This is a genomic window from Arthrobacter sp. NEB 688 (assembly GCF_013201035.1).
Classification (GTDB): domain Bacteria; phylum Actinomycetota; class Actinomycetes; order Actinomycetales; family Dermatophilaceae; genus Phycicoccus.
In genome coordinates, this window is the sequence record NZ_CP053707.1 from 1,102,849 (window position 1) to 1,128,965 (window position 26,117).

Sequence of the window (26,117 nt, forward strand, 5' to 3'; positions counted from 1 at the left end):
CCGACGGTGCCACACCGGCCCGCCGGGCGCTGAGGGCCGGAGGAGCGCCGGTCAGAGGGGGCGGTGCATCACGTGGAGGCCGACGCGTCCGTGCCGACGCGAGTCGAACGCCTCCGGCACGGTGCCGACGACCCGGAAGCCGAGGTCCTGCCACAGCGTGACGGCGGCGGTGTTGGTCTCGACGACGGCGTTGAACTGCATCGCGTCGTACCCCTGCTCGCGGGCCCACGCGAGCACCCACTCGCCGAGCGCCCGACCGACGCCGCGGCCCCGCGCGTCCGGCGAGACCATGAACGACGCCGTCGAGACGTGCGCTCCGCGGCCGGGGCGGTTGGGCCCGGTCTTCGCGGAGCCGAGCACCGCGCCGTCGACGGGGTCGACCGCGACGACGGCCAGCGACGGCGCGCCCTCGTCCCAGAGCCGGCGCACCTCGTCGTCGGAGAGCCCGGACGGGTAGGCGTAGCTCTCGCCGTCGTCGACGATGCCGTGGAAGGTGGGCAGGAAGGAGGCCCAGTCGGCGTCCTCGATCGGCCGGATGATCATCCGGTCAGGTTACGGCTCAGGCGTGCTCGGGGCGCAGGTGCAGCCAGGGGCGGGTGAGGGAGAACGAGCGACCGGACAGCTCGTCGACGGTGATGGCGACGACGTTGAGCTTGACGGTGTCGACCCAGGGCCGCAGCGGCAGCCCCTCGGTCTCGTCCGCCTCGTGGCCCTCGAGGGTGCGCGCGCGACCGCGGACGACGACGCTGCGTGCCACGTGCTCGTCGACCTCGTCGACCTCGAACGCGACGTCGGCGTTCATCGTCAGGCCGAGCAGCTTGCTGCCCTCGGCCGTGCGGACGACGATGCGGTCCTGCGCGTCGACGGCGTAGTTGATCGGCACGAGGTGGACCTCGTCGGCGAGGTGGAACGCCAGCCGGCCGAACTCGTGGCCGCGCAGCAGCTCCCAGGCCTCCTGCGTCGAGAGGCGGGTGACGGGCGACTCGGTCATGGTGTCCTCCTCGGCGGGACGGGTGACTACTACACAGGGTAGTGGACGGGTCGTCCGGTCCGCTCCCGGTGTGACGCATCCGGGGATACGCTCCGGACGTGGAGACCCCGGGCACCGAGGACGTCGTCGTCGTGGGAGCGGGCCCCGGAGGGCTCGCCGTCGCCGCTGCCCTGCGCGCCCGAGGGCTCGACCCGCTGGTCGTCGACCGAGCGGCCGAGGTCGGGAACTCGTGGCGCCACCACTACGACCGCCTGCACCTCCACACGCCCCGGGGCTGGTCGCACCTGCCGGGCCACCGCATCCCCAGACGGTTCGGCCGCTGGGTCGCCCGCGCCGACGTCGTCCGCTACCTCGAGGAGTACGCCGGCCACCACCGGCTGCGGCTGCGCCTCGGCACGGCGGTCACGCGCATCGACCGGGTCGGGGCGCCGGGCCCGGATGCCGCCCGCGCCGCGCGCTGGCGCGTCGACCTCGCGGACGGCAGCTCCGTCGAGGCGCGAGACGTCGTCGTCGCGACCGGGTACAACCACACCCCGGTCGAGCCGTCGTGGCCCGGGCTCGACGGCTACCCCGGCGAGGTCGTCCTCGCCCGCGACTACCGCAACGGCCGCCGCTGGGCCGGCCGCGAGGTGCTCGTCGTGGGCACCGGCAACACCGGCACCGAGATCGCCACCGACCTCGCCGAGCACGGTGCGCTGCGCGTCCTGCTGTCGGTGCGCACGCCCCCGCACATCCTGTCCCGCACCCGCTTCGGCGTGCCGGCGCAGGCCACCGGCATCGCCGTGCGCCGCCTGCCGCCGAAGGTCGTCGACCGCGTCGCCGGGGTGCTCGCCGCGGTCCAGGAGCCCGACCTCTCGGAGCACGGTCTGCCGCGCGCCGGCCGGGACCTCTACAGCCGGGTCCTCGAGGGGCGCATCCCCGTGCAGGACGTCGGCGTCGTCGGGGCCATCCGGGCCGGGCGCGTCGAGCCGGTCGCCGCGGTCGAGTCCTTCGACGGGGCCGAGGTCGTCCTCGTCGACGGCACGCGGGTCACGCCGGACGCCGTCGTCGTCGCCACCGGCTACCGCGCCGGCCTCGAACCGCTCGTCGGCCACCTCGGCGTGCTCGGGGCGCGCGGGCTGCCGGCGACGCACGGCTCGGTCCGCTCCGAGGCCGCACCGGGCCTGTGGTTCACCGGCTTCACCAACCCGATCTCGGGGATGCTGCGCGAGCTGCGCATCGACGCCGAGCGCATCGCGCGCGCCGTCACCCGCGAGCGCGGCTGACGGCTCAGGGCAGGCGCTCGACCTCGAGCGTGAAGCCGTGCTCCCGCAGGCGCTCGACGAGCGGGGTGCCGAGGCCGGTCGCCGGGGTCAGGACGCCCGAGGCGTCGGGCAGGCCGGCGTCCTGCTCGGCGAGGGCGAGAGCGGCCTGGCCGAGCATGACGGCGGTGCCGGAGTAGCCCGGGTCGTAGGGCGCCGCGACGACGGAGCGGTAGCGCGCACCGTTCGTCGCCTCGGCCGTCACCTCCATCCGGAAGCGGCCGCTCGCCATCGCCTCCTCGCTCGGGCCCTCGCCGGGCGCGGGCAGCACGCGGTCGAGCACGGCCCGGGTCGGCGCGAAGGCCATCCCGCCGACGGCGCCGAGCAGCCCGGCGGAGACGACGGACGCGGTGACCGCGCCCCGCGGGCCGCTGCCGTAGTCGGAGTACTCGGTGTACCGGAAGCCGTCGCCGTAGCCGAGCAGCGACGCCGAGCGGGCGACGACGCGGGTGTTGAACGCGGCCATGACGAACGGCCCGGTGAAGTGGCCGTTGTCGGGGTCGCGGCGCACCGGGGAGGCCTTCGTCACGCGGTCGAGGATCCCGGCGACGCCCCCGCGCGCCGGCAGGCGGGGGCCGCGCGGCGGGCGGCCGCCCTCGGCGAGCGCCCACGGGTCGGCGGCGACGCGGCGCGTCGAGGGGTCGGAGCGCATCTCGAGGGCCTGGGTGCGGGCGGAGTCGATGGTGCCGCCGCTGAAGCCGCCCTTCATGCTGCGCACCGCGAGCCGGGTGCGGCCGAGCTCGGCGCCGTCGGCGCGGGCCGCGTCGGCGCAGAGCATGACGCCGAGGTCGCTCGGGATGGAGTCGAACCCGCAGGCGTGGACGACGCGGGCGCCCGAGAGCATCGCGGCCTCGTGGTTGCGGGCGACGCTGCGGTGGACGAAGAGCACCTCGCCGGTGAGGTCGCAGTAGTGGGTGCCGGCCTGGGCGCAGGCGGCGGCCAGCGGCACACCGAACTTCGCGTACGGGCCGACGGTCGTCACGACCACCCGGGTGCGGGCGGCGAGGTCGGCGACGGCGGCCTCGTCGAGGGCGTCGAGGACGACCAGGGGCCAGTCGGCCGCGGCGTTCGGGAGCTCCCGGCGCACCGCCTCGAGGCGCTCGCGGGAGCGGCCGGCCAGGCCGATGCGCACCGAGGCCGGGGCGTGCTCCGCGAGGTGGCGGGCGGTCAGCCGGCCGACGAAGCCGGTCGCGCCGAAGAGGACGATGTCGAGCTCGCGCGCCGCAGTCATGGCGCCACCGTACGGGGGAGCGGCGCCCGCGGGTGGGGCAGCATGGGGTGATGAGAGCGACGACGCGGGTGCTCGGTGTGGTGCAGGCCGGTGGCGCCGGGTCGCGGATGGACGTCCTCACGCGTGAGCGGGCCAAGCCGGCCCTGCCGTTCGGGGGCTCGCACCGGCTCGTCGACTTCGCCCTCTCGACGCTCGCCGGCAGTGGCATCACCGACGTCTGGCTGTCGGTGCAGTACCGCGCGGGCAGCCTCCACGGCCACGTCGCCGGCGGGCGCCCGTGGGACCTCGACCGCACCCGCGGCGGCCTGCGGTGGCTCGTGCCCGAGGAGGGCGGGAGCTCCACCGGGCAGGAGGGGTTCGCCGAGGGCAACGCCGACGACCTCCACCAGTACGTCGACGCCATCGAGTCCGTCGGGGCCGACGCGGTCGTCGTCATGAGCGCCGACCAGGTGCTGTCGCTCGACCTGCGCCCGGTCGTCGAGCGCCACCTGGAGCGCGGCGCCGACTGCACCGTGCTGACGACCGAGGTGACGCGAACCCGGGCCCGGGAGAAGACGGTCGTGCACACCGGGCGCGGGTCGCGGGTGCGCCGGGTCGAGGAGAAGCCGGAGCGCCCGGAGTCGACGACCATCGCCGCCGAGGTGTTCGTCTACCGCACCGGTGCGCTCGTCGACGCGATCGGGGCGCTGCGCCGGGAGGACGCGGACGGCGGGCTCGGCGACTTCTCGGAGCGGCTGCTGCCCCACCTCGTGGCGACCGGGACGGTGCTCGCCGAGCCGCTGCCCGGCTACTGGGCCGACTGCGGCACCCCCGCCGCGTACCTCGCCGCCCACCGTGACCTCCTGGCCCGCCGCGTCGACGCGGTCGAGGACCCAGCGGTGCCGTTGCTGACCCGCTGGCCCGAGCGGGTGCCGGCTCGCGTGGACGCCGGTGCGGTGGTGGAGGACTCGCTCCTCTCACCGGGATGCCGGGTGCGGGGCACGGTCCGGCGGAGCGTGCTGGGGCCGGGGGTCGTCGTCGAGGCCGGTGCGGTCGTCGAGGACGCGGTGCTCATGGAGGACGTGCTCGTCCGCCGTGACGCCCGGGTGGCCACCGCCGTGCTCGACGACCGGGTCGTCGTCGGGCGGGGCGCTCGCGTGGGTGGGCGCCCGCGCGGCACCCGGCTGGTCGACGACCACGTGGCGCTGCTCGGGCGCGACGTCGCCGTGGGTGCGGGGGCGTCGCTGCCCGCCGGCTCGCGCCTGGAGCCCGGCACCACCGCCTGACCCGCGCCGGGCGTCATCCGGCGCCGCTCGAGCGTGCAGAAATCGTCGCTTTCGTCAGTTTCTGCACGCGGGGGGTCCGCTCGAGCGTGCAGGAATCGACACTTTCGTCAGTTCGTGCACGCGGGGGGTCCGGCCGGGTGTGCAGGAATCGTCGCTTTCGTCAGTTTCTGCACGCCGGGTCGGGGGCGTCAGACGGCTCCGGGATGGGTCGCGGCCAGCGCCTGCGCGTAGCGCTCGCGCGCCTGCGCCCCGCGCTCGGGCGCGACGGGGTCGGCCGTCGCCTCGACCGGCACCTCCCACGCGGGGGCCTCGCCGCCGCCGGCCAGCGCCCAGGCCGCCTGCCGGGCCGCCCCGACCGCGACGTACTCGCCGGGCGCCGGGACGGCGACGGGGGCGCCGAGCAGGTCGGGCGCGATGCGCTGCACGGCGGCCGACTGCGCGGCCCCGCCGATGAGCAGCACCCGCTCGACGGGGCAGCCGGCGTCGCGCACCGCGTCGACGGCGTCGGCGAGGCCGAGGAGCATCCCCTCGACGACCGCCCGGGCGAGGTTCTCGGGCGTGGCGTTGGTGCGGGTCAGGCCGTGCAGAGAGCCGGTGGCCGTCGGCAGGTTGGGCGTGCGCTCGCCGTCGAGGAAGGGCAGCAGCGTCAACCCGCCGGCGCCCGGCTCCGCGGCGAGCGCGAGCGCGTCGAGCCCGGCGAGGTCGACGCCGAGCATCGCGGCGCCGGAGGTGAGGACCCGCGCCGCGTTGAGGGTGCAGACGAGCGGCAGGAACGCGTCCTCGGCGTCGGCGAAGGACTGGACGAAGCCGCGGGCGTCGGCCGTCGGCCGGTCGTGCCGGGCGAACGCGGTGCCGCTCGTGCCGAGCGACACGACGACGTCGCCGGGCCGCAGGCCGAGGCCGAGCGCGGCGCCCATGTTGTCGCCGGTGCCCGGTGCGAGGAGCATCCCGTCGCGGGTGCGGCCGACGACCTCGGACGGCCCGGCGACGCGCGGCACCGCGAGGTCGCGGCCGGCGGCCAGGCGCAGCAGGTCGGGGCGGTACTCCCGGGTCGCGGCGGAGAAGTACCCGGTGCCCGAGGCGTCACCGGCGTCGGTCGTCCACTCCTCGAACCCGCCTCCGGCGGAGAGGATCCGACCGGTCAGCCAGTCGTGGGGGAGCACGACGCGGGCGGCACGCTCCATCGACGCGGGCTCGTGGTCGCGCACCCAGCGCAGCTTGGCGGCGGTGATCGCCGCGAGCGGGACGACGCCGACGGCCTCGGCCCACGCGGCGGGGCCGCCGAGCTCGTCGACGAGGTCGCGGGCGGTGCCGGCGGAGCGGGTGTCGTTCCAGAGCAGCGCCGGCCGGACGACCTCGTCGGCGTCGTCGAGCAGGACCATCCCGTGCTGCTGGCCGCCGACGGCGAGGGCCTGCACGCCGTCGAGGAGCCCGCCGGCGGTCGCCTCCTCCCAGGCGCGCCACCAGTGCGCGGGGTCGGCCTCCGTCGCGTCCGGGTGGGTGCCACGGCCGAGCCGCACCACCTCGCCGGTCCGGGCGTCGCACACGGCGACCTTGCACGACTGGGTCGAGGTGTCGACCCCGGCGACGAGCGGGCGGTCGGTCATCCGGTGGGCCCTTTCGGGAAGAGGTGTCACGGGCGTGCTCACGTGAACGATAATGCGCTCACGTGAGAGCCGAGAGGATGCGCCCCGTGGTCGAGACCGTGCCCGGCGACGCGGCCGGCGACGCCCGGCCGCCCGAGCCGCTGCGCGCGTCCGAGGCCGTGCTCGCCGCCGAGGTCGCGCGCCGGTACTACCTCGCGGGCGAGAGCAAGGTCGAGATCGCCGGCGCGACGGGCATCAGCCGCTTCAAGGTGGCCCGGCTGCTCGAGGCCGCCCGCACGGCCGGCATCGTCCGCATCGAGATCGTCGAGCCGGAGGGCGTCGACGGCGAGCTCTCGGCGCGGCTGCGCCGGGCGTACGGGCTGCGCCGCTGCGTCGTCGTCGACCGCGGCGACGACGCCCCGCGCCTGCGTGCCCACGTCGGCGCGGCGGGGGCCGACCTCCTCGTCGACCTCGTCGGGCCCGACGACGTCCTCGGCCTGCCCTGGGCCCGGACCGTCAGCGCGATGCTCGAGGCGCGGCCCACCCTGCCGCGGGTGCCCGTCGTCCAGCTGAGCGGCTCGATGGTCATCCCCGGCGAGACGAGCCCCGTCGACATGGTCCGGGTCGCGGCCGGGCTGACCGGCGGCGAGGCCCACGTCTTCTACGCCCCGCTCATCCTCGACGACGCCGAGAGCGCCGCCGCGATGCGCCGCCAGGCCGCGGTCGCCGCCGCGATGGCCGAGGTCGACCGGGTCTCGGTGGCCGTCGTGAGCATCGGCGCCTGGCGTGCCGGCCACTCGACCATCCACGACGCCGTCGACCCCGCCGTGCGGACCGCGGTCTCGGACACCGGCGCCGTGGGCGAGGCGCTCGGGGTGTTCGTCGACGCCGAGGGCCGCGCGGTCCATCCCGAGCTCGTCGACCGGATGGTGACGATCGACGCCGAGCGCCTGCGGGCCGTGCCCGAGGTCGTCGCGCTCGCGACCGGGTCGACCAAGGCCGCGGCCGTGCGGGCCTTCCTCCTCGGTGGATGGGTCGGCTCGCTCGTCACCGACCGCTCGCTCGCGACCGTGCTCGTGCGGGCCGCCGGCGCCTGACCCGGGCGGGTCGGGCGCCGGCGGCGTCCGTCGTCGCCGCGCGTCAGCGGGCTGCGACCGCCGCGCGGTGCTCGGCCGCCTGCCGCGCCGACGCGCGACGGTCGGCGGCGTCGACGCTCGCCCGGTCGTCGACGTCGACCCCGGCGCGCCGGGCGGCGGCCAGCGCCTGCGGGCTGTGCAGGTCGGGCAGGACGAAGCGCTCGGGCCGGATGGTGCGGTCCGCCGTCGCGTAGCGGCGCTGGTCGGCGGCGAGCCGGTCGGCCGACGCCGCGGCGGCCTCGCGCACCGAGGCGGTGGCCCGGACGGTCGCCCCGGTCAGGACGGGGCTGACCGTCGGGGTGTAGCCGCTCGCGTGGCCGGCCTTGTTCGGGTGGTAGCTGTTCTCGATCGGGTTCGACAGTCCGTTGAGCCACTCCGGGCTGTCGCACACGGCGTGCCCGACGAACCGGCTCGTCGGGTTCGCGAACGAGAAGCCGGCCGCCGAGGCGCGCTGCGCCGTGACGGTGTTGATCCGGTCGGCCATCGCGTTGAGCCGGCTCTCCTCGTCCGGCGAGAACCACGTGAGCGCGTTGCAGTCCTCCCCGTTGAAGATCCTCGGGTAGCCGACGACCGTGACCCGGGCGTTGGGCGCCTTGGCGCGGATGCCCGAGTAGAGCGTCGCGAGCCGGCCCGGCAGGGTGCCGTCGACGAACGCCTGCGCCCCGTCGACCGCCCCGTTGCAGTCGCTCATCCATCCCGGCTGGGCGCACTCGGTGAGGACGTCGGCGAAGCCGGCGTCGTTGCCGCCGATGGAGATCGAGACGTACTTCGTGCTCGACGAGAGCGCCGGCAGCTGGGTGCTCGTCACGTCGGCGACGGTCGCGCCCGAGCACGCCCGGAAGGTCAGCGCGTAGCCGCGGGCCGAGGCGATGAGGGAGGGGTAGGCGTAGACGGACCGCAGGCACGAGGTGCCGTCGGCGATGTAGTCGCGCGTCCCGGTGCCGGACGAGTAGCTGTCGCCGAGCGCCACGTAGGCCTCGCCGGCGGCGTGGGCCGGGCCGGCGACCCCGAGGGCGGCGAGGGTGGTGAGTGCGGACGCGGCTGCGGTGGCGGCCATGGCACGTCGTCGGGACATGGGTCTTCCTCCTGGGTGTGGGTGGTGTGGTGCGGGGTGGTGCAGGTCGTGGGGGATGTCGGTCGTGGTCGCCGTGGTCGTCGTGGGCGGGGGGCGTCGGCGGGCGGGGCGCCGCGTAGCATCGCCGGAATGGCCCTCACCGACCTGTCCCGCTGCTCGGCCGCCGCCCGGCACCGCGGCGAGCCGCTCGCCGGGTCCGCACCCGTCGCCAGCCGCTGGCTGCTCGTCGAGCACCCCGGCCCGTGGGCGAAGCAGCCGCTCGACACCGCGCCGTTCACCGGCCGCGTCGGCGCCGAGGTGGAGTCGCTCTGCGCGTCCTTCGGCGGCCGCGCGCTGCTCGTGCGCAGGCCCGGCCGGCGCCCTGCCGAGGTCGACGAGTGGCACTGGTACGCCGTCGACACGGTGCGCGGCACGTGGGTGCGCGGGACCTGGCGCACGGCGGACGACGTCCTCGCGGCGGCCCGCTCGCTCGGGGCCGAGCTGAGCGGCAGCGACACCGACGCCGACCCGAGGGTCCTCGTCTGCACCCAGGGCACCCGCGACGCCTGCTGCGCCGTGCGCGGCCGGCCGATCGTCTCGAGCCTCGCCCGCGAGTGGCCCGAGGAGGTCTGGGAGTGCACGCACCTCGGCGGGCACCGCTTCGCCGGGACGCTCCTCGTCCTGCCCGAGGGCGCCTGCTACGGCTACCTCGACCCCCGCAGCGCGGCCGACGTCGTGCGCGGTCACCTCGCCGGCAGCGTCGAGGGGACGCACCTGCGCGGCCTGACGCGCTGGGAGCCGGCCGTGCAGGCCGCGCTCGCCCGGGTGCTCACCGACCACGGGCCGGCCTCGCTCGCCGACGCCGTGCCCGGATGGGTCGACGCCACCGGCGACGTGACGCGGGTCGAGGTCGAGGGCAGCGGACCGGTCCCCGAGCGCGTCGTCGTCGAGGTCCGCTCCGAGACCGTCACGGATGCCGCGCTCAGCTGCGGCGCGGGGCCGAAACCGGCTGTCGTGCACCGCACCGAGGTCGTCGCGGGCTGAGGGCACGGCCGACGCGGCCCACCCCGGGGAGGGGCGGACCGCGCCGCGGGGCGTGCGGTGGCTCAGGAGGTCGCCACCGTCACGCCGTAGTAGGAGGCCGCGTCGACGGCCGGCTGGTAGAAGCTGTAGCTCCCGGCGCCGTAGCCGGCGTTGAAGCCGCACTCGACCCCGGTGGGACCGCCGGACGTCATGCCCTGCGCGTAGTTGTTCGTGCCGATGTACGCGCCGCCCGAGTCGCCGCCCTCGGTGCAGACCGAGGCCCGCGCGAGGCCGGTGACCGTCGTGCCGCCGGAGTAGTTGACCGTCACGTTGTAGGCCTGCACCTGGCCGCAGGTCCATCCGGTCGTGTTGCCGGCCTTGCAGATGTCGGTGCCGACGGCGTTCTTGCTCACGCCGCGGACCGGGACGTAGCCGGAGAGCGCGCCGCGGGTGTCGACGTAGGCGCGGCCGGTGTCCTCGGCGTCGATGTCCATGAGGCCCATGTCGACGCTCGGTGCGCCGGAGGTGAACCGGCTGTTCGTGCCCTTGCCGATGTGGGTGCCGTTGGCGTCGTGGACGTCGGGGAGCCCCTCGACGCAGTGGCCGGCGGTGAGCAGGACGTTGTTGCCGGAGGCCGTGGTGCCGGGGAAGCCCAGCGAGCAGTTGGTGCCGGGGACGAGGTCCATGATGCGACCCGGGACGACGTCGGCCTGGGTGCTCAGCGGGGCGCCGGTCTCGACCGTCACGCCGTCGAGGGCGGCCAGCCGGTCGCGCAGGGCGGCGGGGGCGTCGGCCTCGACGGTCGCCACGACGCGCTGGTTCGCGAGGTCGGGCGTGAGGGAGACGAGGCCGTCCTGGCCCTTCGTGACCCGCTGGGCGGTGCGCGAGAGCGCGTCGAGCTCGCGCTGCCCGCTGCCCTGGCGTGCGGTGAGGCCCTTCGCCTCGACGGCCCGGCGGTCCGCGGCGGAGTCGACGACGACGACCATCGTGTCGCCGCGGTAGTAGGCGCCGTCCGTCGCGACGTCGAGGGAGTCGAGGCTGCGCTGCTGCGCCGCCTGCCGGTCGAGCCGCTGCTCGGCCTGGGCGACGCTGATGCCGTCGCGCTGCGCGACGAAGCCGGCCACGACGTTGTCGGGCGAGGGGACGGGGGCGACGCTCGGGGCGGCCCAGGCGGCGGTGGAGGCGGCGGCCAGGGCAGCGCTCGTGGCGAGCCCGACGGCGAGGACGCGGTGCTTCATCAGGGGTGCTCCTTCGGGGTGGTCGCCCCGTCCTCGGACGGGGCGGCTCGGCCGCCGGGATGTCCGGGGCCGCTTCCACCTCCTCAGGCGCGACCGCGGATCGCAAACCGGGGCAGCCCGATTGACCCAAAGTTGACGCGATCCTTCCGACCCCCGGTGCAAGCTCTGACCACCGGCTGGGGTCCCGTGGGGGAACTCCTGACCTTCGGCCCTCGACCCGGGGGGGTGCGCCGGGCGGTCGTCAGGGGGTCGGCGAGGGCGTCGCGGAGGGGCTCGCCGAGGTGGTCGACGCCGGGCTCGACGAGGGGGTGACCGAGGGGTCGGTCGACGTGGTGGGCACCGGGGTCGCGGGGACCCGGACGACCTGCGGCGCGCCACCGGGCTCGCAGGTGCGGGTGGGGTCGACGGGTCGGGTGTCGACCCGGTCGCCGTTGACGAGCGAGACGTCGTCGTACGCGGGTCGGCCCTCGATGACGTCGCGGAACCGGTAGCGCGTCAGCGACGAGAGGCGGCAGTCGGTGCCGAAGGTGAGGACGTCGAAGGCCGACGGCTGCCCCACGAGCTCCTCGCCGCCCTCGGCACCGATGAAGTGGCTGAGGGGGCCGCCCCCGGTGAACGTGCCGGCCTGGATCCGGTTGCCCTCGAGGTCGGTCGAGTGCATGTGGCCGTTGAGCAGCACGCCTGCGTCGAGGCCGGCGACCGCCCAGGGCTCGTGGCCGACGACGACGTCGGGGGCCGGCCGGCCGGTGAACGCCGCCCGGAACGCGTCCCGCGCGGGCAGCTGCTTGGCCCGCGAGCCGGTGCCGGAGTCGCCGAACCACCGGGGGTCGTTGAAGCCGGCGATGGTCACGCCGCCGACCGTCACCTCCTGGTAGTCGTCGCCCGGCGGCTCCAGGAGGACGACGTTGGGGATGCGGTCCATCCGGCGCAGCAGCGCGGTGTCGGTGGCGCTCGTCGCGTCGTGGTTGCCGCGGACGAAGACGTAGGGCACCCCGAGCGAGCGGATGCCCTCGAACATCCCGGCGGCCTCGCCCTCGGCGACGGTGCCGAAGTTGACGAGGTCGCCGCTGTCGACGACGAGGTCGATGCTCTCCGACTCGATGACCGAGCGCATCAGGGCGTACTGGTTGCCGCCGTGGAGGTCGCTGACGAAGAGGATGCGCAGGGCCGGGGCCGACTCGAGGGAGTCGGCGGCGTACTTCTGCTGCAACGCGGTCGAGAGCGCGAGCAGGTTGCGGACGTACGGGGTCGCCTGGCTGGCCCGCGACTCGACGTCGTCGAGGAGGCCCTGGTTCTGCTGGAAGGTGCCGAGCACCTCGGTCGCGCGCCACGTCGTCTGGCGGCTCGGCTGGTACGTCGTGTACATCGACGCGGCGGTGCCGAGCGTCGCGACCGTCCAGGCGACCGTCGCGGCGACGACGAGCGAGCGGGGCGGGGGCCGGCGCCGGGCCAGGGCCCAGCCGCCGACGAGGAGGAGCGCGAGGAGGAGGGCGCCGGCGGCGAAGCGCACGACGACCTCGACGGCGACGCCGCGGATCGCGCTGTTGAGCTCCTCGGGGCCGGGGCGCAGGGTGGCGAGGCTGACGTTGGGGCGGGCGAGGACGTCGGTGATGCTCGAGCGCACCTGCGGGACGGCGCGCACGCCGGGGGCGAGACCGGAGAAGGAGAGCTCGACGTCGCCGAAGGTCGTCTCGGCGACGAGCTCGCCGACCCGGGACGGGCTGGCGTCGAGGCTGACGGTCGCCCGGTAGCTGCGGGTCTCGGCGGTGGCGGGCAGCAGCGTCGTCGTCGCGAGGCCGGCGATGGTGAAGGCACCGACGAGGGCCACGGTCCCGAGGCCCTGCCGCACGCGCCGGGACCCGACCCGGTGGCCCGCGCTCCACCACACCCCCACCGCCGTCACGAAGGGCCAGAGGGCGGTGAGGACCGCGACGAGCCGCTCGTGCGCGCCGAAGAAGGTGGCGTCCAGGCCGAGGCCGAGGGAGGCGACGGCGGCGAGGAGCACGACGGAGGCGGGCCAGGCGACGCGGCGGCGCAGCACCTCGGGGCCCTGCCGCCGGGCGGCGAGCGCGGGCCAGAGGGCGAGCAGGACGAAGGAGGCGGTCGCGACGGCGGTGTGCGCGGCGGAGGACTCGGTGCGCGAGGGCAGCGGCAGCGCGGCGACCCCGAGGGTCGCGAGGCCGCCGAGGGCCAGCGCGATACGCCCGGCGGGGCGGGCGGCGCCGAGGCACCAGGCGGTGAGGCAGTGGCCGAGGCCGGTGGCGACGAGGGCGCTCGTCATCACCCAGCGGTGCGGCGTCTCGAGCGAGGCGAGGGCGCTGATGGACTCGCGCAGCGGGTCGAAGCCCGGCCCGACGAGACCGGCCGCCCAGGTCCACCCGCCGACGAGGGCCGTCAGGGTCAGGGCCGCGCTGACGACGGCGGTCCTGAGGTGTCCGGCGGGGCGGGCCATGCGCTCCACCCTAGGTCGGCTCCCTGCAGGCCCGGAGCGGCCGGGGGCGGGAGGGGCCGAGCGGCCGACCCGCGGGTGTCCGCCCGGCAGCCGGGGAAAGGTGTGCTCTCCCCGGCTCCACGTCCTGCGGGAGGTTTACCTCCCGCAGCGCAACCACTCCTGTCACCGCGGGAGGTTTACCTCCCGCGGTGCGACCAGTCCTGCCGCTCCGGGAGGTTTTCCTCCCGCGGTGCGACCAGTCCTGCCGACTCGGGACGTTTCCCTCCCACGAGGTCCGCAGGTGGTTGCGGTGTGGCAGGGATTCCTCCCGCGGCGCGTGGAGTCCGGGAGGACACACCTCGGGCCGGGGCCGGGGCCGGGGCCGGGGCCGGGCCAGGGTCGGGTCCGGCCCTGGTCGAGGGTCGGCCGGACGGGGGCGGGTGGGAGGCGACCTAGGCTGGCGGGCATGACGTCCTCCACCCCGCTGCCCGAGGCGCTGCGGCGCGACTTCGGCGCCGTCCTGCTCGACATGGACGGCACGCTCATCGACTCGATCGCCGCCGTCGAGCGCAGCTGGCTGCGCTGGTGCGAGGAGCACGGCGTCGACCCCCGCCGCCTCACCGGCTCCCACGGCGTCACGGCCCGCAACCTCATCGCCGGGCTCCTCCCGGAGGACCGGCGCGACGCCGCGTACGAGCGCATCGTCGAGCTCGAGGTCGCCGACGTCGGCGAGATCGAGGTCCTGCCCGGCACGCTCGACCTCCTCACCGCGCTGCGCGACGGCGGCGTCCCCACGGCCATCGTCACCTCCTCGAGCGACCCGCTCGCCGAGGCGCGCCTGACGGCCACCGCGCTCCCGCACCCCGAGGTCGTCGTCACCGCCGACCACGTCGTGCGCGGCAAGCCGTTCCCCGACCCGTGGCTGCTCGGCGCCGAGCGCCTCGGCGTCGACCCCGCCGACTGCCTCGTCCTGGAGGACGCAGTCGCCGGGCTGCGCGCGGCCCGGGACGCCGGCTGCGGCGGGCTCGTCGCGGTCACCACGACGATGGCCCCCGAGGAGCTGGCCGAGGTCGCCGACCTCGTCGTCGGCAGCCTCGCCGACCTGCGCGTCGAGGTCGCCGGTGGGCGCATCCGGCTCGTCGGGACGGACGGGGCCTCGCCGGACGCGGGTGGCGCCGCCTAGGGTGCATCCCGTGGATGCCGACGTCGTCGTCGTGGGTGCCGGCCTCGCCGGCCTGGTCGCCGCGTGCGAGGTCGCGGACGCCGGTGGGTCCGTCGTGCTGCTCGACCAGGAGTCGGCGGTCAACCTCGGCGGCCAGGCGTGGTGGAGCTTCGGCGGGTTGTTCCTCGTCGACAGCCCCGAGCAGCGGCGGATGGGCATCCGCGACTCCGTCGACCTGGCGTGGCAGGACTGGCAGGGCAGCGCCGGCTGGGACCGGCTGACCGCCCCCGACGGCTCGCCCGGGCCGGACCACTGGGGTCGCGAGTGGGCGCGCTCGTACGTCGAGTGGGCCGCCGACGGCAAGCGGGCGTGGCTGCGCGAGCAGGGGGTCTCCTTCTTCCCGGTCGTCGGGTGGGCCGAGCGCGGCGACGGCACCAGTGGGGGACACGGCAACTCGGTGCCGCGCTTCCACATCCCGTGGGGCACCGGCACCGGCGTCGTCGCGCCGTTCGCGCGGCGGGTGCACGAGCACGTCGCGGGCGGGCGCATCGTCCACCGGCCGCGGCACCGTGTCGACGAGCTCGTGACGACCGGTGGCACCGTCACCGGCGTCCGCGGGTCGGTGCTCGCCGACGACGGCGCACCGCGCGGGGCCGAGAGCAGCCGCGAGGTCACGGGGTCGTTCGAGTACGGGGCGCAGGCGGTGCTCGTCGCGTCCGGCGGCATCGGAGGCAACCACGAGCTCGTCCGCGCCAACTGGCCGCGCCGGCTCGGGGACGCCCCGGGCACGCTGCTCACCGGCGTCCCGGCCTACGTCGACGGCCGGATGGTCGGCATCACCGAGGCCGCGGGCGGGGCGGTCGTCAACCGCGACCGGATGTGGCACTACGTCGAGGGCGTCCGCAACTGGGACCCCGTCTGGCCGGGGCACGCCATCCGCATCCTGCCCGGGCCCAGCGCGCTGTGGTTCGACGCGCGCGGCGACCGCCTGCCCTCGCCCTACCTGCCGGGCTTCGACACCCTCGGCACGCTGGACCACCTGCGGCACACCGGGTTCGACCACTCGTGGTTCGTGCTCAACCGCTCGCTGGTCGGCAAGGAGTTCGCGCTGTCCGGGTCCGAGCAGAACCTCGACCTCACGGAGCGGCGCTGGCTCGACGTCCTGCGCCGTCCGGTCACGCCGGTGCCGCCGGCCGTCCAGGCCTTCCTCGACCACGGCGAGGACTGGCTCACGGCCGACACCATCGGCGGGCTCGTCGCCCGGATGAACGAGCTCGAGCCCGGCACCCCCATCGACGCCGCCCACCTCGAGCGCCAGGTCGTCGAGCGCGACCGGCAGGTCGAGAACCCGTTCACCAAGGACGCGCAGGTCGCGGCCATCCGGGGGGCCCGGCGCTACCGCGGCGACCGCCTGACCAAGCGGGCCTTCCCGCCGCACCGCATCCTCGACCCCAAGCACGGCCCCCTCGTGGCCGTCCGGCTGCGGGTGCTGTCGCGCAAGACCCTCGGCGGGCTGCACACCGACCTGTCGGGGCGGGTCCTCGACGCGTCCGGCGCGCCGGTGCCCGGGCTGTACGCAGCCGGCGAGGTCTCGGGGTTCGGCGGCGGTGGCGTCCACGGCTACCGCGCGCTCGAGGGCACGTTCGTCGGCGGCTGCCTCTTCAGCGGTCGGCAGGCCGGCCGCGCCCTCGCCGCCGCCCTCTAGACCTCGGACCTCCGCTTCTCGGGGTCACCCCGAGACGTCGACGAGACCCCGGGACGGTTCCGGGGTCTCGTCGACGAACCCCTGCGTCGGGCCGCGGTGCCGGCGCAGGGATGCCGCGAGCGCCCGCAGCGACAGCACCGCGCAGAGCGTCCACGTCCCGCAGAGGACCACGAGGAGGGCGGCGCCGACCGCCTGCAGCGCCCCGGAGCCCGTGGCCAGCCCGAGCTGGTGCGCCCCGAGCGAGAGGGTCCCGACCGGGAAGGTGAGCGCCCACCACCCGGGTGCGAACGGGGGCCGGGACGCGAACCCCCGCAGCGTGACGACGAGGGCCCAGCCCGCCAGCGGGGCGCCGACCGTGAGCACCACGGCGCCGAAGGCCACCGCGGACTGCTGCGCGACGGCGGCCACGGCGGGCGTGAGAAGGCCCGCGCCGGCCGCCGACAGGGACACCGCGGCCGCGGTCGACTGGCCGACGACGCCCAGCGGGATCCACGCCGACGGGGCGACGGCGGGCTCGAGCGGGCTGACCCGCCAGTGGTGGTGGTAGGCGACCGCGAAGACGAGGGTGCCGAGGACGAGCGCGAGGCCGAAGCACGCCCACGCGAGGAGGACGAGCAGGAAGCGCGACCCGGCGCCGTCGAGGTGCGCCACGAGCGGCGCGGCCGTCGTCGCCGACACCATCGGCGGCACGACCGGCAGCCCCCAGACCGGCGACGGCGCCCCCGGATGGCCGCGGACGAGCAGCGCGGCGAAGCCGAGCGCCGTCACGAGCCCGAGCGCCGTGCCGGCGACCCAGAGCACGGCGTCGACCGCGACCGGGTCGACGAGCTCGGCCGCGGAGGAGCCGGGCAGCACCGCGGCGGTCGCGGCGCCGACCGACAGCAGGCCCATCGCGACGGTGCCCCACAGCGGGAGGGTCGCGAGGTCGGTGACGCTCGCGCGCAGGGTGCCCGGTCGCGTGACGACCCGCGTCGCGAACGCCGCGGTGAGCCCGAGCAGCACGGCCCAGGCGATCGCCACCACGACGAGGGCGGCGCCGTGGAGCGCGGCGGACCCGCCGGCGTGGGCCTGGAGGAGCGTCGCGAGGATGCCGGTGCCCATGACGGCCGGGTACCAGGCCGGCCCCGCCGGGGGCAGCGTGGTGGCGGTCGTCCGGGAGGGGGTCGCGGTGGGCGGGGGCATGCTCCGAGCCTCGTCGCCCGGTCCGGCGCCGGCCAGCCCCCGCGTCCCTGTCAGGTGACAGGCTCCCCCTGTGCCTCGGGCGTGCGGAGCGCCGCGGCCACGAGCGCCAGGAGGTCGCGTGCGGGGCCGCGCGCCGGCAGGGAGCCGCCCTGCCACACGGCGGTCAGCGGCCGACGCAGCGCCAGGCCCACCGTCGGCAGCGCCGTGAGCTCCCCGGCCCCCACGAGGTGGATGGCGGAGCGGCGGCTGACGAACGCGGGCGGGCCGCCAGCGGCGACCGAGGCGAGCAGCGCGGTCGTCGTGTCGAACACGGCCTCCGGCGGCGGGGCCGCGACCCCGGCCTCGGCGAGCGCGTCCTCCCAGACGCGCCGGGTGCCGGAGCCCTCCTCGCGGCTGCTCAGCGCCCGCGCCCCGAGGTCGTCGGGGACGACGACGCGCCGGCGCCGGGCCCAGGGGTCGTCCGGCGCCGCGACGAGGACCAGCTCGTCGACGCCCACGCCGCGGTGGCCGAGGCCGTCGAGCGGGACCGGGCCCTCGACGAACCCGAGGTCCGCGGCGCCGGAGCGGACGGCATCCACGACCGACGCCGAGTTGGTGGCGTGCAGCGTCACGTGGGCCACCGAGTCGCGCCGGGCCCGGACGAGGACGCGCGGCAGGACGGTCTCGGCGACGGTGAGGCTCGCGTGGACCCGCAGCTCGCGCGAGCGGTCGCGGCGCAGCGTGCTGAGGGCCTCGTCGAGGTCGTCGGCGCGGGCCAGCAGGTCGGCCGACCACTCGACGACGAGCCGCCCGGTCGGGGTGAGCGCCGACCCCGAGCGGCCCCGCGTCACGAGGTCGAGCCCGACGTCCGCCTCGAGCGAGCGGACCCGCTCGGAGGCCGACTGCTGCGTGATGCCGTGCGCGCGACCGGCCGCCGCGATGCCGCCGAGGCGGGCGACGTCGGCGAGCAGGCGCAGCGAGGCGAGGTCCGGGGCCATGGGCCCCACCGTACGAGCGCGACGGCGGGCCGCGCCGCCTCAGCGACCGGGCTCGAGGAGCACCTTGAGGCTCGTCGGGTCCGAGCGCAGCGTCTCGAGGGCCTCGGCGTAGCCCGAGAGCGGGAAGCGGTGCGTCACGAGCCCCTCGGTCCGCACCCGCCCCGAGCGCAGCAGCGCCAGTGCCCGGTCGAGGCAGTCGACCTGCGCGAAGGACCCCTTGACGGTCAGCTGCCGCCGGAAGACGTCGTACGGGCGCAGGGGCACCCGGGCGTCCTCGTCGCACATCCCGTAGACGAACACCGTGCCGTTCGCCGCCGTGAGCGAGGGCAGCATCCCGACGACCGACGCGGCCCCGGTGACGTCGACCGTCACGTCGAACCCGTCGGGCTGCAGTGCGGCCAGCGTGCGCGCGGTCTCGTCGGCGTCCCGCGTCACGCGCACGACCCGGTCGACGCCGTACGCGTCGGCGAGCTCGAGCTTGAACGGCGTCGGCGCGGCGACGGTCACGCGCCCGGCCCCGCCGTGCAGCAGCAGCTGCGAGAGCAGCAGCCCGGTCGTCCCGGCCCCGACGACGAGCACGTCGGCCCCGGGCCGCAGCCCGAGCACGTCCATCCCGTGCACCGCGCAGGCCAGCGGCTCGGCGAGCACGGCGACCTCGGGGTCGAGGTCGTCGGCCGGGTAGACCTTGTGGCCCGGGCTGAGCAGCGACTCCGCGAAACCCCCGGGCGCGTTGACCCCGAGCGAGTGGAAGTGCTCGCAGAAGAGGTGGTTGCCGCGGGAGCACTCCCGGCAGCGGCCGCACGACGAGGCGTTGTCGACGGCCACCCGCTGCCCGGGGCGCACGTGGGTCACGCCCTCGCCGACCGCGCGGACGGTGCCCGTCGCCTCGTGGCCGGGCGTCAGCGGGAAGCCGGCGAAGAACCCGCCCTCGTGCAGGTGCAGGTCGGTGCCGCAGAGGCCCGCGAGGTCGACGTCGACGACGACCTCGCCCGGGCCGGCGACCGGCCGCGGCACCGTGCGCACCTCGAGCTCGCGCGGCGCGTCGTAGACGACGGCCCGCATCATCGAGGACCCGGAGGGGGAGGCGGAGGAGGAGGCAGCGGTGGGGGCGTCGGGGCGCACGGCGTCGGGCACGCCCACCTTCCTACCGGTCCGGGGCGATCGGCGACAGGGGCCGACCACGGCTCGTAGACTCCGCGGGTGCCGACGACGCCGCCCCGACCGCGGGCCGACGGCCGGGCGGGGGCCGCGTGAACGTCGTCCTCACCGGCCTCGGCCGGGTGCTCGGGCTCCAGCTCGTCCTGCGCCTCAGCGACGGGATGCCGCGCGCCGCCGCCCGTGGTCTGCTCGCCGCCACCGTCGTCGTCGTCAACGCGGCGCCGATGCTCGCGGTCGCGACGGGCACCATCGGCTACGGCGACGTCTGGCTGTGGCTGGCGCTCGAGGTCGTGACGATCTACGTGTGGTCCCTCGCCCGGGCCCTGGTCTCCCGCGGACCCGACGGCCGGGGCCGCGCCCGCTCCTTCGGGACCCTCTTCTTCGGGTTCCACTACGGGATGTTCGCCCTCGTCCCCTTCCTCGTCGGGCTCGCCACGGTGCTGCCGGTCGCGCCGCTGCGCAGCCCCTGGCTCACGGTGCTCGTCCTCGGCGGCATCGGCTTCCTCGCGGCGGGCTGGGCGAGCGCCGGCCGGCTGCGCGAGCGGCGGCCCCTCGGCATCGGGGACTTCGTGCGGGCCTACGCCCGGATGGCGCTCGCGTACGCCGCGCTCTTCGTCCCGCTCGTCGCGCAGGGCGTCGGGAGCAGCGACGACCTGACCCGGCTGGGCGCCGGGCAGTCGCGCGGTCTCGCCCTGCTCGTGCTCGCCGCGAAGCTCGTCCTCGAGCTGCTGCTCGTCCTGGCCGTCGAGCGGCGCGACGGGCGCCTGCTCGTCCTCGGCCGACCGGTCGTCGTCACGGTCCGGCGGGCGGCGTGAGCGCCTCCACCCCCGTCCCGCTGCGGCGCGACCCGGACTTCCGGCGCTTCTGGCTGGCCCGCCAGGTCTCCATCGCCGGCACCCTCGTGACGGCCGTCGCACTGCCCGTCCTCGTCTACCGGCTGAGCGGCAGCCCCTCGCTCACCGCGCTCGTCACCCTCGTCGAGGGCCTGCCCTACCTGCTCTTCGGGCTCGTGTCGGGGGCGATCTCCGACCGGCTCGACCGCCGCCGCGTCATGGTCGCCGCCGACCTCGCGAGCGCGGTGGCCATCGGGTCGGTGCCGCTCGCCCACGAGCTCGGGATGCTCACCGTGGGGCACGCCCTGCTCGCCGGCTTCCTCACGCAGGCCTGCTTCGTCTTCTTCGACGGCGCCGCGTTCGGCGCCCTGCCGGGCATCGTCGGCCGCGAGCGCCTCGGCCCGGCCAACGCCGCGATCTGGGGGTTCGGCTCGCTCCTCGACCTCGGGATGCCGATGCTCGCCGGCGTCCTGCTCGCCGCCCTGCACCCGGCGCTGCTGCTCGGCGTCGACGCGCTGAGCTTCCTCGCCTCGGCGGCGGCCGTCGTCGGCATCACGGCCCGGCTCTCGGGCGCCCGCGACCTGCCGCCGATCAGCCCGCGCGCCGTCGCCGACGAGGTGCGCGTCGGGCTGCGCTTCCTCCTGGACCACCCGGGGGTGCGCTCGCAGACCGTCATCGGCTTCCTCCAGTCGCTCTCCGGCGCCGGCTTCATGGCGCTCTCGGTGCCCTACGCCGACCGGCTGCTCGGGGTCGGCACGAGCGGCTGGCGCTTCGGGGCGGTGTTCGCGGCGTGGGGGATCGGCGGCATCGTCGCCGCGACCCTCACGCCGCGCCTGCACCGCCGCTTCTCGATGCCGCGGGCCACGCTGCTGGCCCTGCCGGTGTCGGCGGTCGCCGGGCTCGTCGTCGCGACGACGTCGTCCTTCGTCGTCGCGCTCGTCGCGATGGTCGGCTGGGGCATCGCGTACCAGGCCGTCGTCCTCACCTCCATCACGTACCGCCAGCAGGCGACGCCCGAGCACCTGCTCGGCCGCGTCAACACGACCGGCCGGATGCTCTCCTTCGGCGTCGGCTGGACCACCGGTGCGCTCGGGGCCAGCGCGGTCGCCGGGGTCCTGGGGACCCGCGGCGCGATGGTCGCCACCGTGTCGGTCGGGGTGCTGGCCGCCGTCTACGGATGGCTCTCGCCGCTGCGCACCCTGCGCGAGGCCCCGGTGCCGGCGTGAGCGCCGGTGCGCCGCAGGCCGAGCGGGCCGAGCGGGTCGCCGGCCGGTCGCGGTGGGCGCTGCTGGCGGCCTTCTCCCTCCTCGTCGCGACGACCCAGGTGCTGTGGCTGACCTTCGCGCCGGTCACCGTCGAGTCCGCCCGGGCGCTCGGCGTCTCCGAGGGGCTCGTCGGCGACCTCGCGGTCGTCAACCCGCTGCTCTTCGTCGTGCTCGCCCTCCCCGCAGGCCGGTTCGTCGACCGCTCGTTCCACCCGACGCTGGTCGCCGGTGCGCTGTTCACCGCCGCCGGTGCGCTCGTGCGCCTCGTCGACCCCGGGGCCTACGGCTGGCAGCTCGCGGGCCAGCTGCTCGCGTCGGTGGCCCAGCCGCTCGTCCTCACGGCGACGACGACCCTCGCCGCCCGCGCCTTCCCGGCCCGGGAGCGCACGACCGCCATCGCCGTCGGGTCGGCCGCTCAGTTCGTCGGGGTGCTCGTCGGGGCGCTCGCCGGGGCACCGCTCGTCGCGGCCGGGGGGCTGCCGCTGCTCCTCGGCGTCCACGCCGGGCTCGCCGTGGTCGCGGCCGCCGCCGTCGTCGGGATGCTCCGCGTCGCCGTGCTCGCGCCGGTCGCCCAGCGCGACGCCCACGGCCTGCGCTGGCTGCGCGACGAGCCGCTGCTCTGGCGGCTGGCCGGGCTCCTCCTCGTCGGCGTCGGCGTCTTCAACGCACTCGCCACCTGGCTCGACCCGGTGATGGCCGGGCTCGGGCACCCCGGCACGGGCGGGCCGCTCATCGCGGTGACGACGCTCGCGGGGGTCGTCGGCGCCGCCCTGCTCCCCGGCCCGGTGGCCGCCCGGCGGCGCCGCAGGATGTTCCTCGTCGGCGCGACCGCCTGCACCGCAGCGGTGTTCGCGCTGCTCGTCGTGGCCAACACCCCGGTCGTCGCCGGCGTGCTGCTCGCGGTGCTCGGGTTCGTCCTGCTCGCGGGGCTGCCCGTGGCGCTCGAGTGGTCCGAGGCCCGCGTCGGGGTCGCCCGCTCCGGCACCGCGACGGCCGTCCTGCTGCTGGCCGGCAACCTCGGTGGCGTCCTGCTCGTGCTCCTCGTCCAGCCCTTCGTCGGCACGCCCCGGGTCGCGCTCGTCGTCATCGCGCTGGCGGCGCTGCCCGGTGCGCTGCTGGCGCTCTCGCTGCCGCGCCGCGAGGAGGCCGCCTGACGGGGCGTGCCCGACGGGGGTCGCAGGTCAGAGGTACTGGCCGGTGCCCTCCGCGTGGCCCTCGCCGCCCGGCTGCGGCATCCCCGGCATCCCGCCGGGACCCTGCGGGGCGTGACCGCGGCCGGCCTGCATCCCCGGCGGGAGCGCCCGCATCTGCTGCAGCTGCGCCTGCGCGGCCATCTGCTGGGCGACGAGCGCGGTCTGGATGCCGTGGAAGAGGCCCTCGAGCCAGCCGACCAGCTGGGCCTGGGCGATGCGCAGCTCGGCGTCGGTGGGCTGCTCGTCCTTGAACGGCAGGGCGATCCGCTCCAGCTCCGCGACGAGCTCGGGGGCGAGGCCGTCCTTGAGCTCGGCGATCGAGCGGTCGTGGATCTCGGCCAGGCGGGCGCGCCCGCGGTCGTCGAGCGGGCTGCTGCGCACCTCCTCGAGGAGCTGCTTGACCATCGAGCCGATGCGCATGACCTTCGCGGGCTGCTCGACGAGGTCGGCGGGGTTGCGCGGGCCCTCGTCGGTGGTGCGCTCGCCGGCATCCTGCGGCTCGCGGTCGGCGACGCCCATCCCGTCGGGCGTCACGACGACGATGCGGTCGGGGTCGCCGACGACGGTGGCCGGCACCTGGCGGCGCTCGTCGGCGGGCTGGTCGCGGTCGCTGCGGGGCTGGTCGCTCATGATCCCATCCTGCCCCGCCGGGTGCGGTCCCCGCGCCGGCGAGGGGCGCGAGCCGACGTGCCGTTGACATCGACTCTCGATATGCATATCGTCTGTCGATAACAGATCGACAGTCGATGTGAAGGAGGCCGTCATGGCCGGTCGCGCGAGTCTCTCCTCCAGCCTGTGGCGCTTCGACCGCTCGGACCGCTGGGGCCTGACCGCTCTGCTCGTCCTCGTGGCGGCCGCCGCCGCGCTCGCCGGCGTCGTCGGGCCGGTCCTCGACTGGGTCGGCGGCGAGCCGCTGGCCGTCGGCACCGTCGGCCCGGTCGTCGTCCCGACCCTCGACGCGGTCGGGACCCGGTACGGCGACGGCGAGTACGACGTCCTGCTGACCGGCGCCGGGGCCGGTGAGCGCCTGCTCGACCTGCTGCCCGGGGTCGCGCTCACCGTGCTCGTCGCGGTCGGCTGCCTCCTCGTCCAGCGGCTGATGCGCGGGGTGGCCGGCGGTGACGCCTTCGACCCGAGGAACGTCTCCCGGCTGCGGGGCCTCGCGCTGCTGCTCGCGCTCGGGGTGCCGGTCGTGTGGTTCGCCCGCGTCACGACCGACCTCGCGCTGCTGTCCGGGGCCGACCTCGGCGCCGGCGGCCCGGGGGCGCTCGTCGAGGTCCCGTGGCTGCCGATGCTCGGCGGCATGGTGCTCGCCCTCGTCGCGGAGGCCTTCCGGGTCGGCACGCAGCTGCGCGACGACGTCGAGGGCCTGGTCTGATGCCCGTCGAGGAGCCGCACCGCGTCGTCTGTCACCTCGACCGGCTGCTCGAGGAGCGGGGGATGACCCTCGCCGCCCTCGCCGAGGCGGTCGGGGTGACGGTCGTCAACCTCTCGGTGCTCAAGAACGACCGCGCCAAGGCCATCCGCTTCAGCACGCTGACGGCCGTGTGCGACGTCCTCGGGTGCCAGCCCGGCGACGTGCTGTCGGTCGAGCCGGCCTGACGCCGACGCCGTCAGTCGACGCCGTCAGTCGACCGGGGCGGCGGTGACGACGACGTTGTCGCGGTGGGCCCGCAGCTCGGGCAGGTACTCGCCGCCGCACGTGATGAGCACCAGCCGGGGCTCGCCGTCCCGGGCGAAGATCTCGTCGACGGGAAGGGCCTTCTTGCGCACCGACTCCCTGCCGGTCACCTCGTAGGTGTGCTCCTCGCCGTCGGCGTCGGTCACCTCGATGCGCATCCCCTCGCGCGCACCGGACAGGGGGGCGAGGGCGCCGGGTCCGTCCTCGCGGGTGGCGACGTGCCCCGCGATGACCGTGTGGCCCCGAGGGGTCGAGGGCGCGGAGCCGTAGCGGTACCAGCCGACGCTCGTGGGCGCGGCGGGGATGACCATCGCGCCGTCGTCCTGGACGCCGACCGGGCGCACGTCGGCGGCGACCCCGAGGTCGGGGATGCGCAGCCGCACGGGCGGGGCGGCGTCGTCGTTTGCCTCGATGGCCCCCGGGTCGGCGGCGCGGGCGGTCGCGCGGACCGAGGGCGTGGGTGCCGGGCCGTCGGTGGCGGTAGCGGGCGAGGGCGACGCGCTCGCGGTCGGGGTCAGGGCGGCCAGGCCGTCGCCCTCGACATCGCCCGGCGCGGTGACCGTGCGGACGACGAGGGCCGCGACGCAGGCGAGCGCGACGAGGGCGGCGAGCACGGCGCCGAGGCGCCAGCCGCGGCCGGGGGTCGAGCCGGTCATCGGCCTCTCCTGGGGGCGGGGGTGGTCACGGACGGGCGGGCGGTGCCTGGTGCGGCACCGCCCGCCGTGGGGTCGACCGTGGGGTCGGCCGTGCGGTCAGACGCGGCTGCGACGGGCGCGCAGGCCCATCCCGAGCGCGGCGAGCGTCGCGAGGCCCGCGGCGCCGAGGAGCAGCGCCGGGGTGGTGTCGGCCGGCAGGTCGGCCGTGCCGGACGGGACGCCGGACGGCGAGGAGTGCAGGCCGCCGATGGTCTGGACGGCCAGGGCGAGGGTGTCGTCCTCGGCGGAGCCGTACGCGTAGACGATCGTCGAGGTGCCCTCGGCGACGTCGACGTCGGCCGGGCCGATGACCGGGTCGGTCGTGCCCGCGAGGGCGACGGCCGCGGAGACGGTGCCGGCCGGGAGGTCGGCGCTGTCCTCGTTCGGGTTGGTCAGGCCGCTGAAGACGGCCTCACCACCGGCGAGGACGTCGACGGCCGGGGCGGCGGCGGTGTGGCGCACCACGAGCCGGCCCTGGCCCGCGGCGACGGGGTCGACGTCGTTGACGAACGGCGTGAGGGTCGGGTTGCCGTCGGCGTCGAGGTGGGCGACGACGCTGATGTTCGCGCCGGCCGGGACCTCGACGTCGGTCGCCTCGATGGCCGGGTCGCCGCTCGGGTCGTCCCCGGCGGGGAAGACGGCGAGGTTGTAGGTGCCGGCGGGGAGCTTGACCGGGTCGGTGACGGTGCCGGGCTCGAAGTCCTCGAGCAGGGCCTCGTCGGCGCCGTACGTCGTGTCGGCGCTGCCGTACACGTCGACCGTGAGGCCGGGGACCCCGTGCACGACGACGACGCTGGCGTCGTCCGCGGCGTACGCCGGGGTCGTGAGGGCGAGGGGGAGTGCGGCGACCGCGACGACGGCGGTGGCGGCGAGGGCTCGTCGCATGACGTTCCTTCCGGAGGGGGTTGGTGACACCCCCTCTTCCGCGCTCACCCCGCCGGCGGATGCACCTCGTCGAGACTTCGTCGAACCCGTCCCCCGGGGGCGCGCAACCACTCGCGTATCGGGTG

24 protein-coding genes are annotated in these 26,117 nt (G+C 76.4%); 11 read left to right on the forward strand and 13 right to left on the reverse strand.

The window, feature by feature from the left end; translation table 11 throughout:
• Positions 1–51: 51 nt before the first annotated feature.
• Together HL663_RS05250 and HL663_RS05255 are read right to left on the reverse strand one after the other, a co-directional pair.
• Positions 52–543, reverse strand: coding sequence for a GNAT family N-acetyltransferase (locus tag HL663_RS05250; protein WP_173027384.1), 492 nt, complete (start codon positions 541–543; stop codon positions 52–54).
• Positions 544–559: 16 nt separating this feature from the next.
• Positions 560–991 carry a pyridoxamine 5'-phosphate oxidase family protein gene (locus tag HL663_RS05255; protein ID WP_173027385.1) on the reverse strand — a complete coding sequence of 144 codons (432 nt, stop codon included), beginning with the start codon at positions 989–991 and terminating at the stop codon, positions 560–562.
• A 98-nt stretch (positions 992–1,089) separates the two neighbouring features.
• On the opposite strand from HL663_RS05255, the gene HL663_RS05260 reads away from it, so the two are divergent.
• On the forward strand, positions 1,090–2,256 hold the full coding sequence (locus HL663_RS05260; RefSeq protein ID WP_216842681.1) for a flavin-containing monooxygenase: 1,167 nt from the start codon (positions 1,090–1,092) through the stop codon (positions 2,254–2,256).
• A 4-nt stretch (positions 2,257–2,260) separates the two neighbouring features.
• Here HL663_RS05260 and HL663_RS05265 read toward each other — a convergent pair whose 3' ends face one another.
• Entirely contained in the window at positions 2,261–3,523 is a 1,263-nt protein-coding gene (locus HL663_RS05265) for a saccharopine dehydrogenase family protein (RefSeq protein ID WP_173027386.1), read from the reverse strand.
• A gap of 50 nt (positions 3,524–3,573) precedes the next feature.
• Here HL663_RS05265 and HL663_RS05270 point away from each other — a divergent pair, with 50 nt between their 5' ends.
• On the forward strand, positions 3,574–4,788 hold the full coding sequence (locus HL663_RS05270; RefSeq protein ID WP_173027387.1) for a glucose-1-phosphate adenylyltransferase family protein: 1,215 nt from the start codon (positions 3,574–3,576) through the stop codon (positions 4,786–4,788).
• Between the two features lie 188 nt (positions 4,789–4,976).
• Here HL663_RS05270 and xylB read toward each other — a convergent pair whose 3' ends face one another.
• On the reverse strand, positions 4,977–6,395 hold the full coding sequence (xylB, locus tag HL663_RS05275) for a xylulokinase (RefSeq protein ID WP_173027388.1): 1,419 nt from the start codon (positions 6,393–6,395) through the stop codon (positions 4,977–4,979).
• An 86-nt stretch (positions 6,396–6,481) separates the two neighbouring features.
• Between xylB and HL663_RS05280 the strand changes: the two genes are divergently transcribed.
• A complete protein-coding gene (locus tag HL663_RS05280) occupies positions 6,482–7,471 on the forward strand; it encodes a sugar-binding transcriptional regulator (protein WP_216842682.1) in 990 nt (329 codons plus the stop codon).
• 43 nt (positions 7,472–7,514) lie between these two features.
• Here the strand turns inward: HL663_RS05280 and HL663_RS05285 are convergent, their stop codons facing one another.
• Positions 7,515–8,567, reverse strand: a complete 1,053-nt coding sequence (locus tag HL663_RS05285) for an SGNH/GDSL hydrolase family protein (RefSeq protein ID WP_286175949.1) — start codon at positions 8,565–8,567, stop codon at positions 7,515–7,517.
• A 147-nt stretch (positions 8,568–8,714) separates the two neighbouring features.
• Between HL663_RS05285 and HL663_RS05290 the strand changes: the two genes are divergently transcribed.
• Entirely contained in the window at positions 8,715–9,608 is an 894-nt protein-coding gene (locus tag HL663_RS05290; RefSeq protein WP_173027390.1) for a ferredoxin family protein, read from the forward strand.
• Positions 9,609–9,670: 62 nt separating this feature from the next.
• On the opposite strand, the gene HL663_RS05295 is transcribed toward HL663_RS05290, so the two are convergent.
• Positions 9,671–10,825, reverse strand: coding sequence for a S1 family peptidase (locus HL663_RS05295; protein ID WP_173027391.1), 1,155 nt, complete (start codon positions 10,823–10,825; stop codon positions 9,671–9,673).
• A 241-nt stretch (positions 10,826–11,066) separates the two neighbouring features.
• Positions 11,067–13,277, reverse strand: a complete 2,211-nt coding sequence (locus HL663_RS05300) for a DUF998 domain-containing protein (protein ID WP_173027392.1) — start codon at positions 13,275–13,277, stop codon at positions 11,067–11,069.
• Positions 13,278–13,722: 445 nt separating this feature from the next.
• Between HL663_RS05300 and HL663_RS05305 the strand changes: the two genes are divergently transcribed.
• Both HL663_RS05305 and HL663_RS05310 read left to right on the forward strand, forming a co-directional pair.
• Complete coding sequence (locus HL663_RS05305; RefSeq protein WP_173027393.1) at positions 13,723–14,439, forward strand: HAD family hydrolase; 717 nt, start codon at positions 13,723–13,725, stop codon at positions 14,437–14,439.
• A 10-nt stretch (positions 14,440–14,449) separates the two neighbouring features.
• Positions 14,450–16,123, forward strand: coding sequence for an FAD-binding dehydrogenase (locus tag HL663_RS05310; RefSeq protein ID WP_173027394.1), 1,674 nt, complete (start codon positions 14,450–14,452; stop codon positions 16,121–16,123).
• A gap of 24 nt (positions 16,124–16,147) precedes the next feature.
• Here HL663_RS05310 and HL663_RS05315 read toward each other — a convergent pair whose 3' ends face one another.
• The 3 genes from HL663_RS05315 to HL663_RS05325 are packed head-to-tail and all read right to left on the reverse strand — an operon-like array spanning position 16,148 to position 19,416.
• Positions 16,148–17,305 (reverse strand): TDT family transporter, encoded by a 1,158-nt coding sequence (locus tag HL663_RS05315; protein WP_173027395.1) that lies wholly within the window; start codon positions 17,303–17,305, stop codon positions 16,148–16,150.
• Between the two features lie 50 nt (positions 17,306–17,355).
• Entirely contained in the window at positions 17,356–18,282 is a 927-nt protein-coding gene (locus HL663_RS05320; RefSeq protein WP_173027396.1) for a LysR family transcriptional regulator, read from the reverse strand.
• Positions 18,283–18,321: 39 nt separating this feature from the next.
• Positions 18,322–19,416 (reverse strand): zinc-dependent alcohol dehydrogenase family protein, encoded by a 1,095-nt coding sequence (locus HL663_RS05325; protein ID WP_216842683.1) that lies wholly within the window; start codon positions 19,414–19,416, stop codon positions 18,322–18,324.
• A gap of 116 nt (positions 19,417–19,532) precedes the next feature.
• Here HL663_RS05325 and HL663_RS05330 point away from each other — a divergent pair, with 116 nt between their 5' ends.
• From HL663_RS05330 to HL663_RS05340, 3 genes are read left to right on the forward strand one after another with little or no spacing between them, the layout of a single operon-like run.
• Complete coding sequence (locus tag HL663_RS05330) at positions 19,533–20,255, forward strand: DUF6498-containing protein (protein ID WP_173027397.1); 723 nt, start codon at positions 19,533–19,535, stop codon at positions 20,253–20,255.
• Positions 20,252–21,499, forward strand: a complete 1,248-nt coding sequence (locus HL663_RS05335) for an MFS transporter (RefSeq protein WP_173027398.1) — start codon at positions 20,252–20,254, stop codon at positions 21,497–21,499. The genes HL663_RS05330 and HL663_RS05335 overlap by 4 nt, the downstream gene beginning before the upstream one ends.
• Positions 21,496–22,692: an MFS transporter gene (locus tag HL663_RS05340; RefSeq protein ID WP_173027399.1), complete on the forward strand. Its 1,197-nt coding sequence runs from the start codon at positions 21,496–21,498 to the stop codon at positions 22,690–22,692. The genes HL663_RS05335 and HL663_RS05340 overlap by 4 nt, the downstream gene beginning before the upstream one ends.
• Positions 22,693–22,719: 27 nt before the next feature.
• On the opposite strand, the gene HL663_RS05345 is transcribed toward HL663_RS05340, so the two are convergent.
• Entirely contained in the window at positions 22,720–23,361 is a 642-nt protein-coding gene (locus tag HL663_RS05345; RefSeq protein WP_286175951.1) for a bacterial proteasome activator family protein, read from the reverse strand.
• Positions 23,362–23,494: 133 nt separating this feature from the next.
• Between HL663_RS05345 and HL663_RS05350 the strand changes: the two genes are divergently transcribed.
• The gene (locus tag HL663_RS05350; RefSeq protein ID WP_173027400.1) at positions 23,495–24,109 is read left to right on the forward strand and encodes a DUF2975 domain-containing protein; all 615 of its coding nucleotides are present in this window, start codon (positions 23,495–23,497) and stop codon (positions 24,107–24,109) included.
• Complete coding sequence (locus HL663_RS05355; RefSeq protein ID WP_030526337.1) at positions 24,109–24,333, forward strand: helix-turn-helix domain-containing protein; 225 nt, start codon at positions 24,109–24,111, stop codon at positions 24,331–24,333. The genes HL663_RS05350 and HL663_RS05355 overlap by 1 nt, the downstream gene beginning before the upstream one ends.
• A 24-nt stretch (positions 24,334–24,357) precedes the next feature.
• Here HL663_RS05355 and HL663_RS05360 read toward each other — a convergent pair whose 3' ends face one another.
• Together HL663_RS05360 and HL663_RS05365 are read right to left on the reverse strand one after the other, a co-directional pair.
• A complete protein-coding gene (locus tag HL663_RS05360; RefSeq protein WP_173027401.1) occupies positions 24,358–25,068 on the reverse strand; it encodes a class F sortase in 711 nt (236 codons plus the stop codon).
• A 96-nt stretch (positions 25,069–25,164) separates the two neighbouring features.
• Positions 25,165–25,992 carry a DUF4397 domain-containing protein gene (locus tag HL663_RS05365; RefSeq protein WP_173027402.1) on the reverse strand — a complete coding sequence of 276 codons (828 nt, stop codon included), beginning with the start codon at positions 25,990–25,992 and terminating at the stop codon, positions 25,165–25,167.
• Between the last annotated feature and the right edge of the window lie 125 nt (positions 25,993–26,117).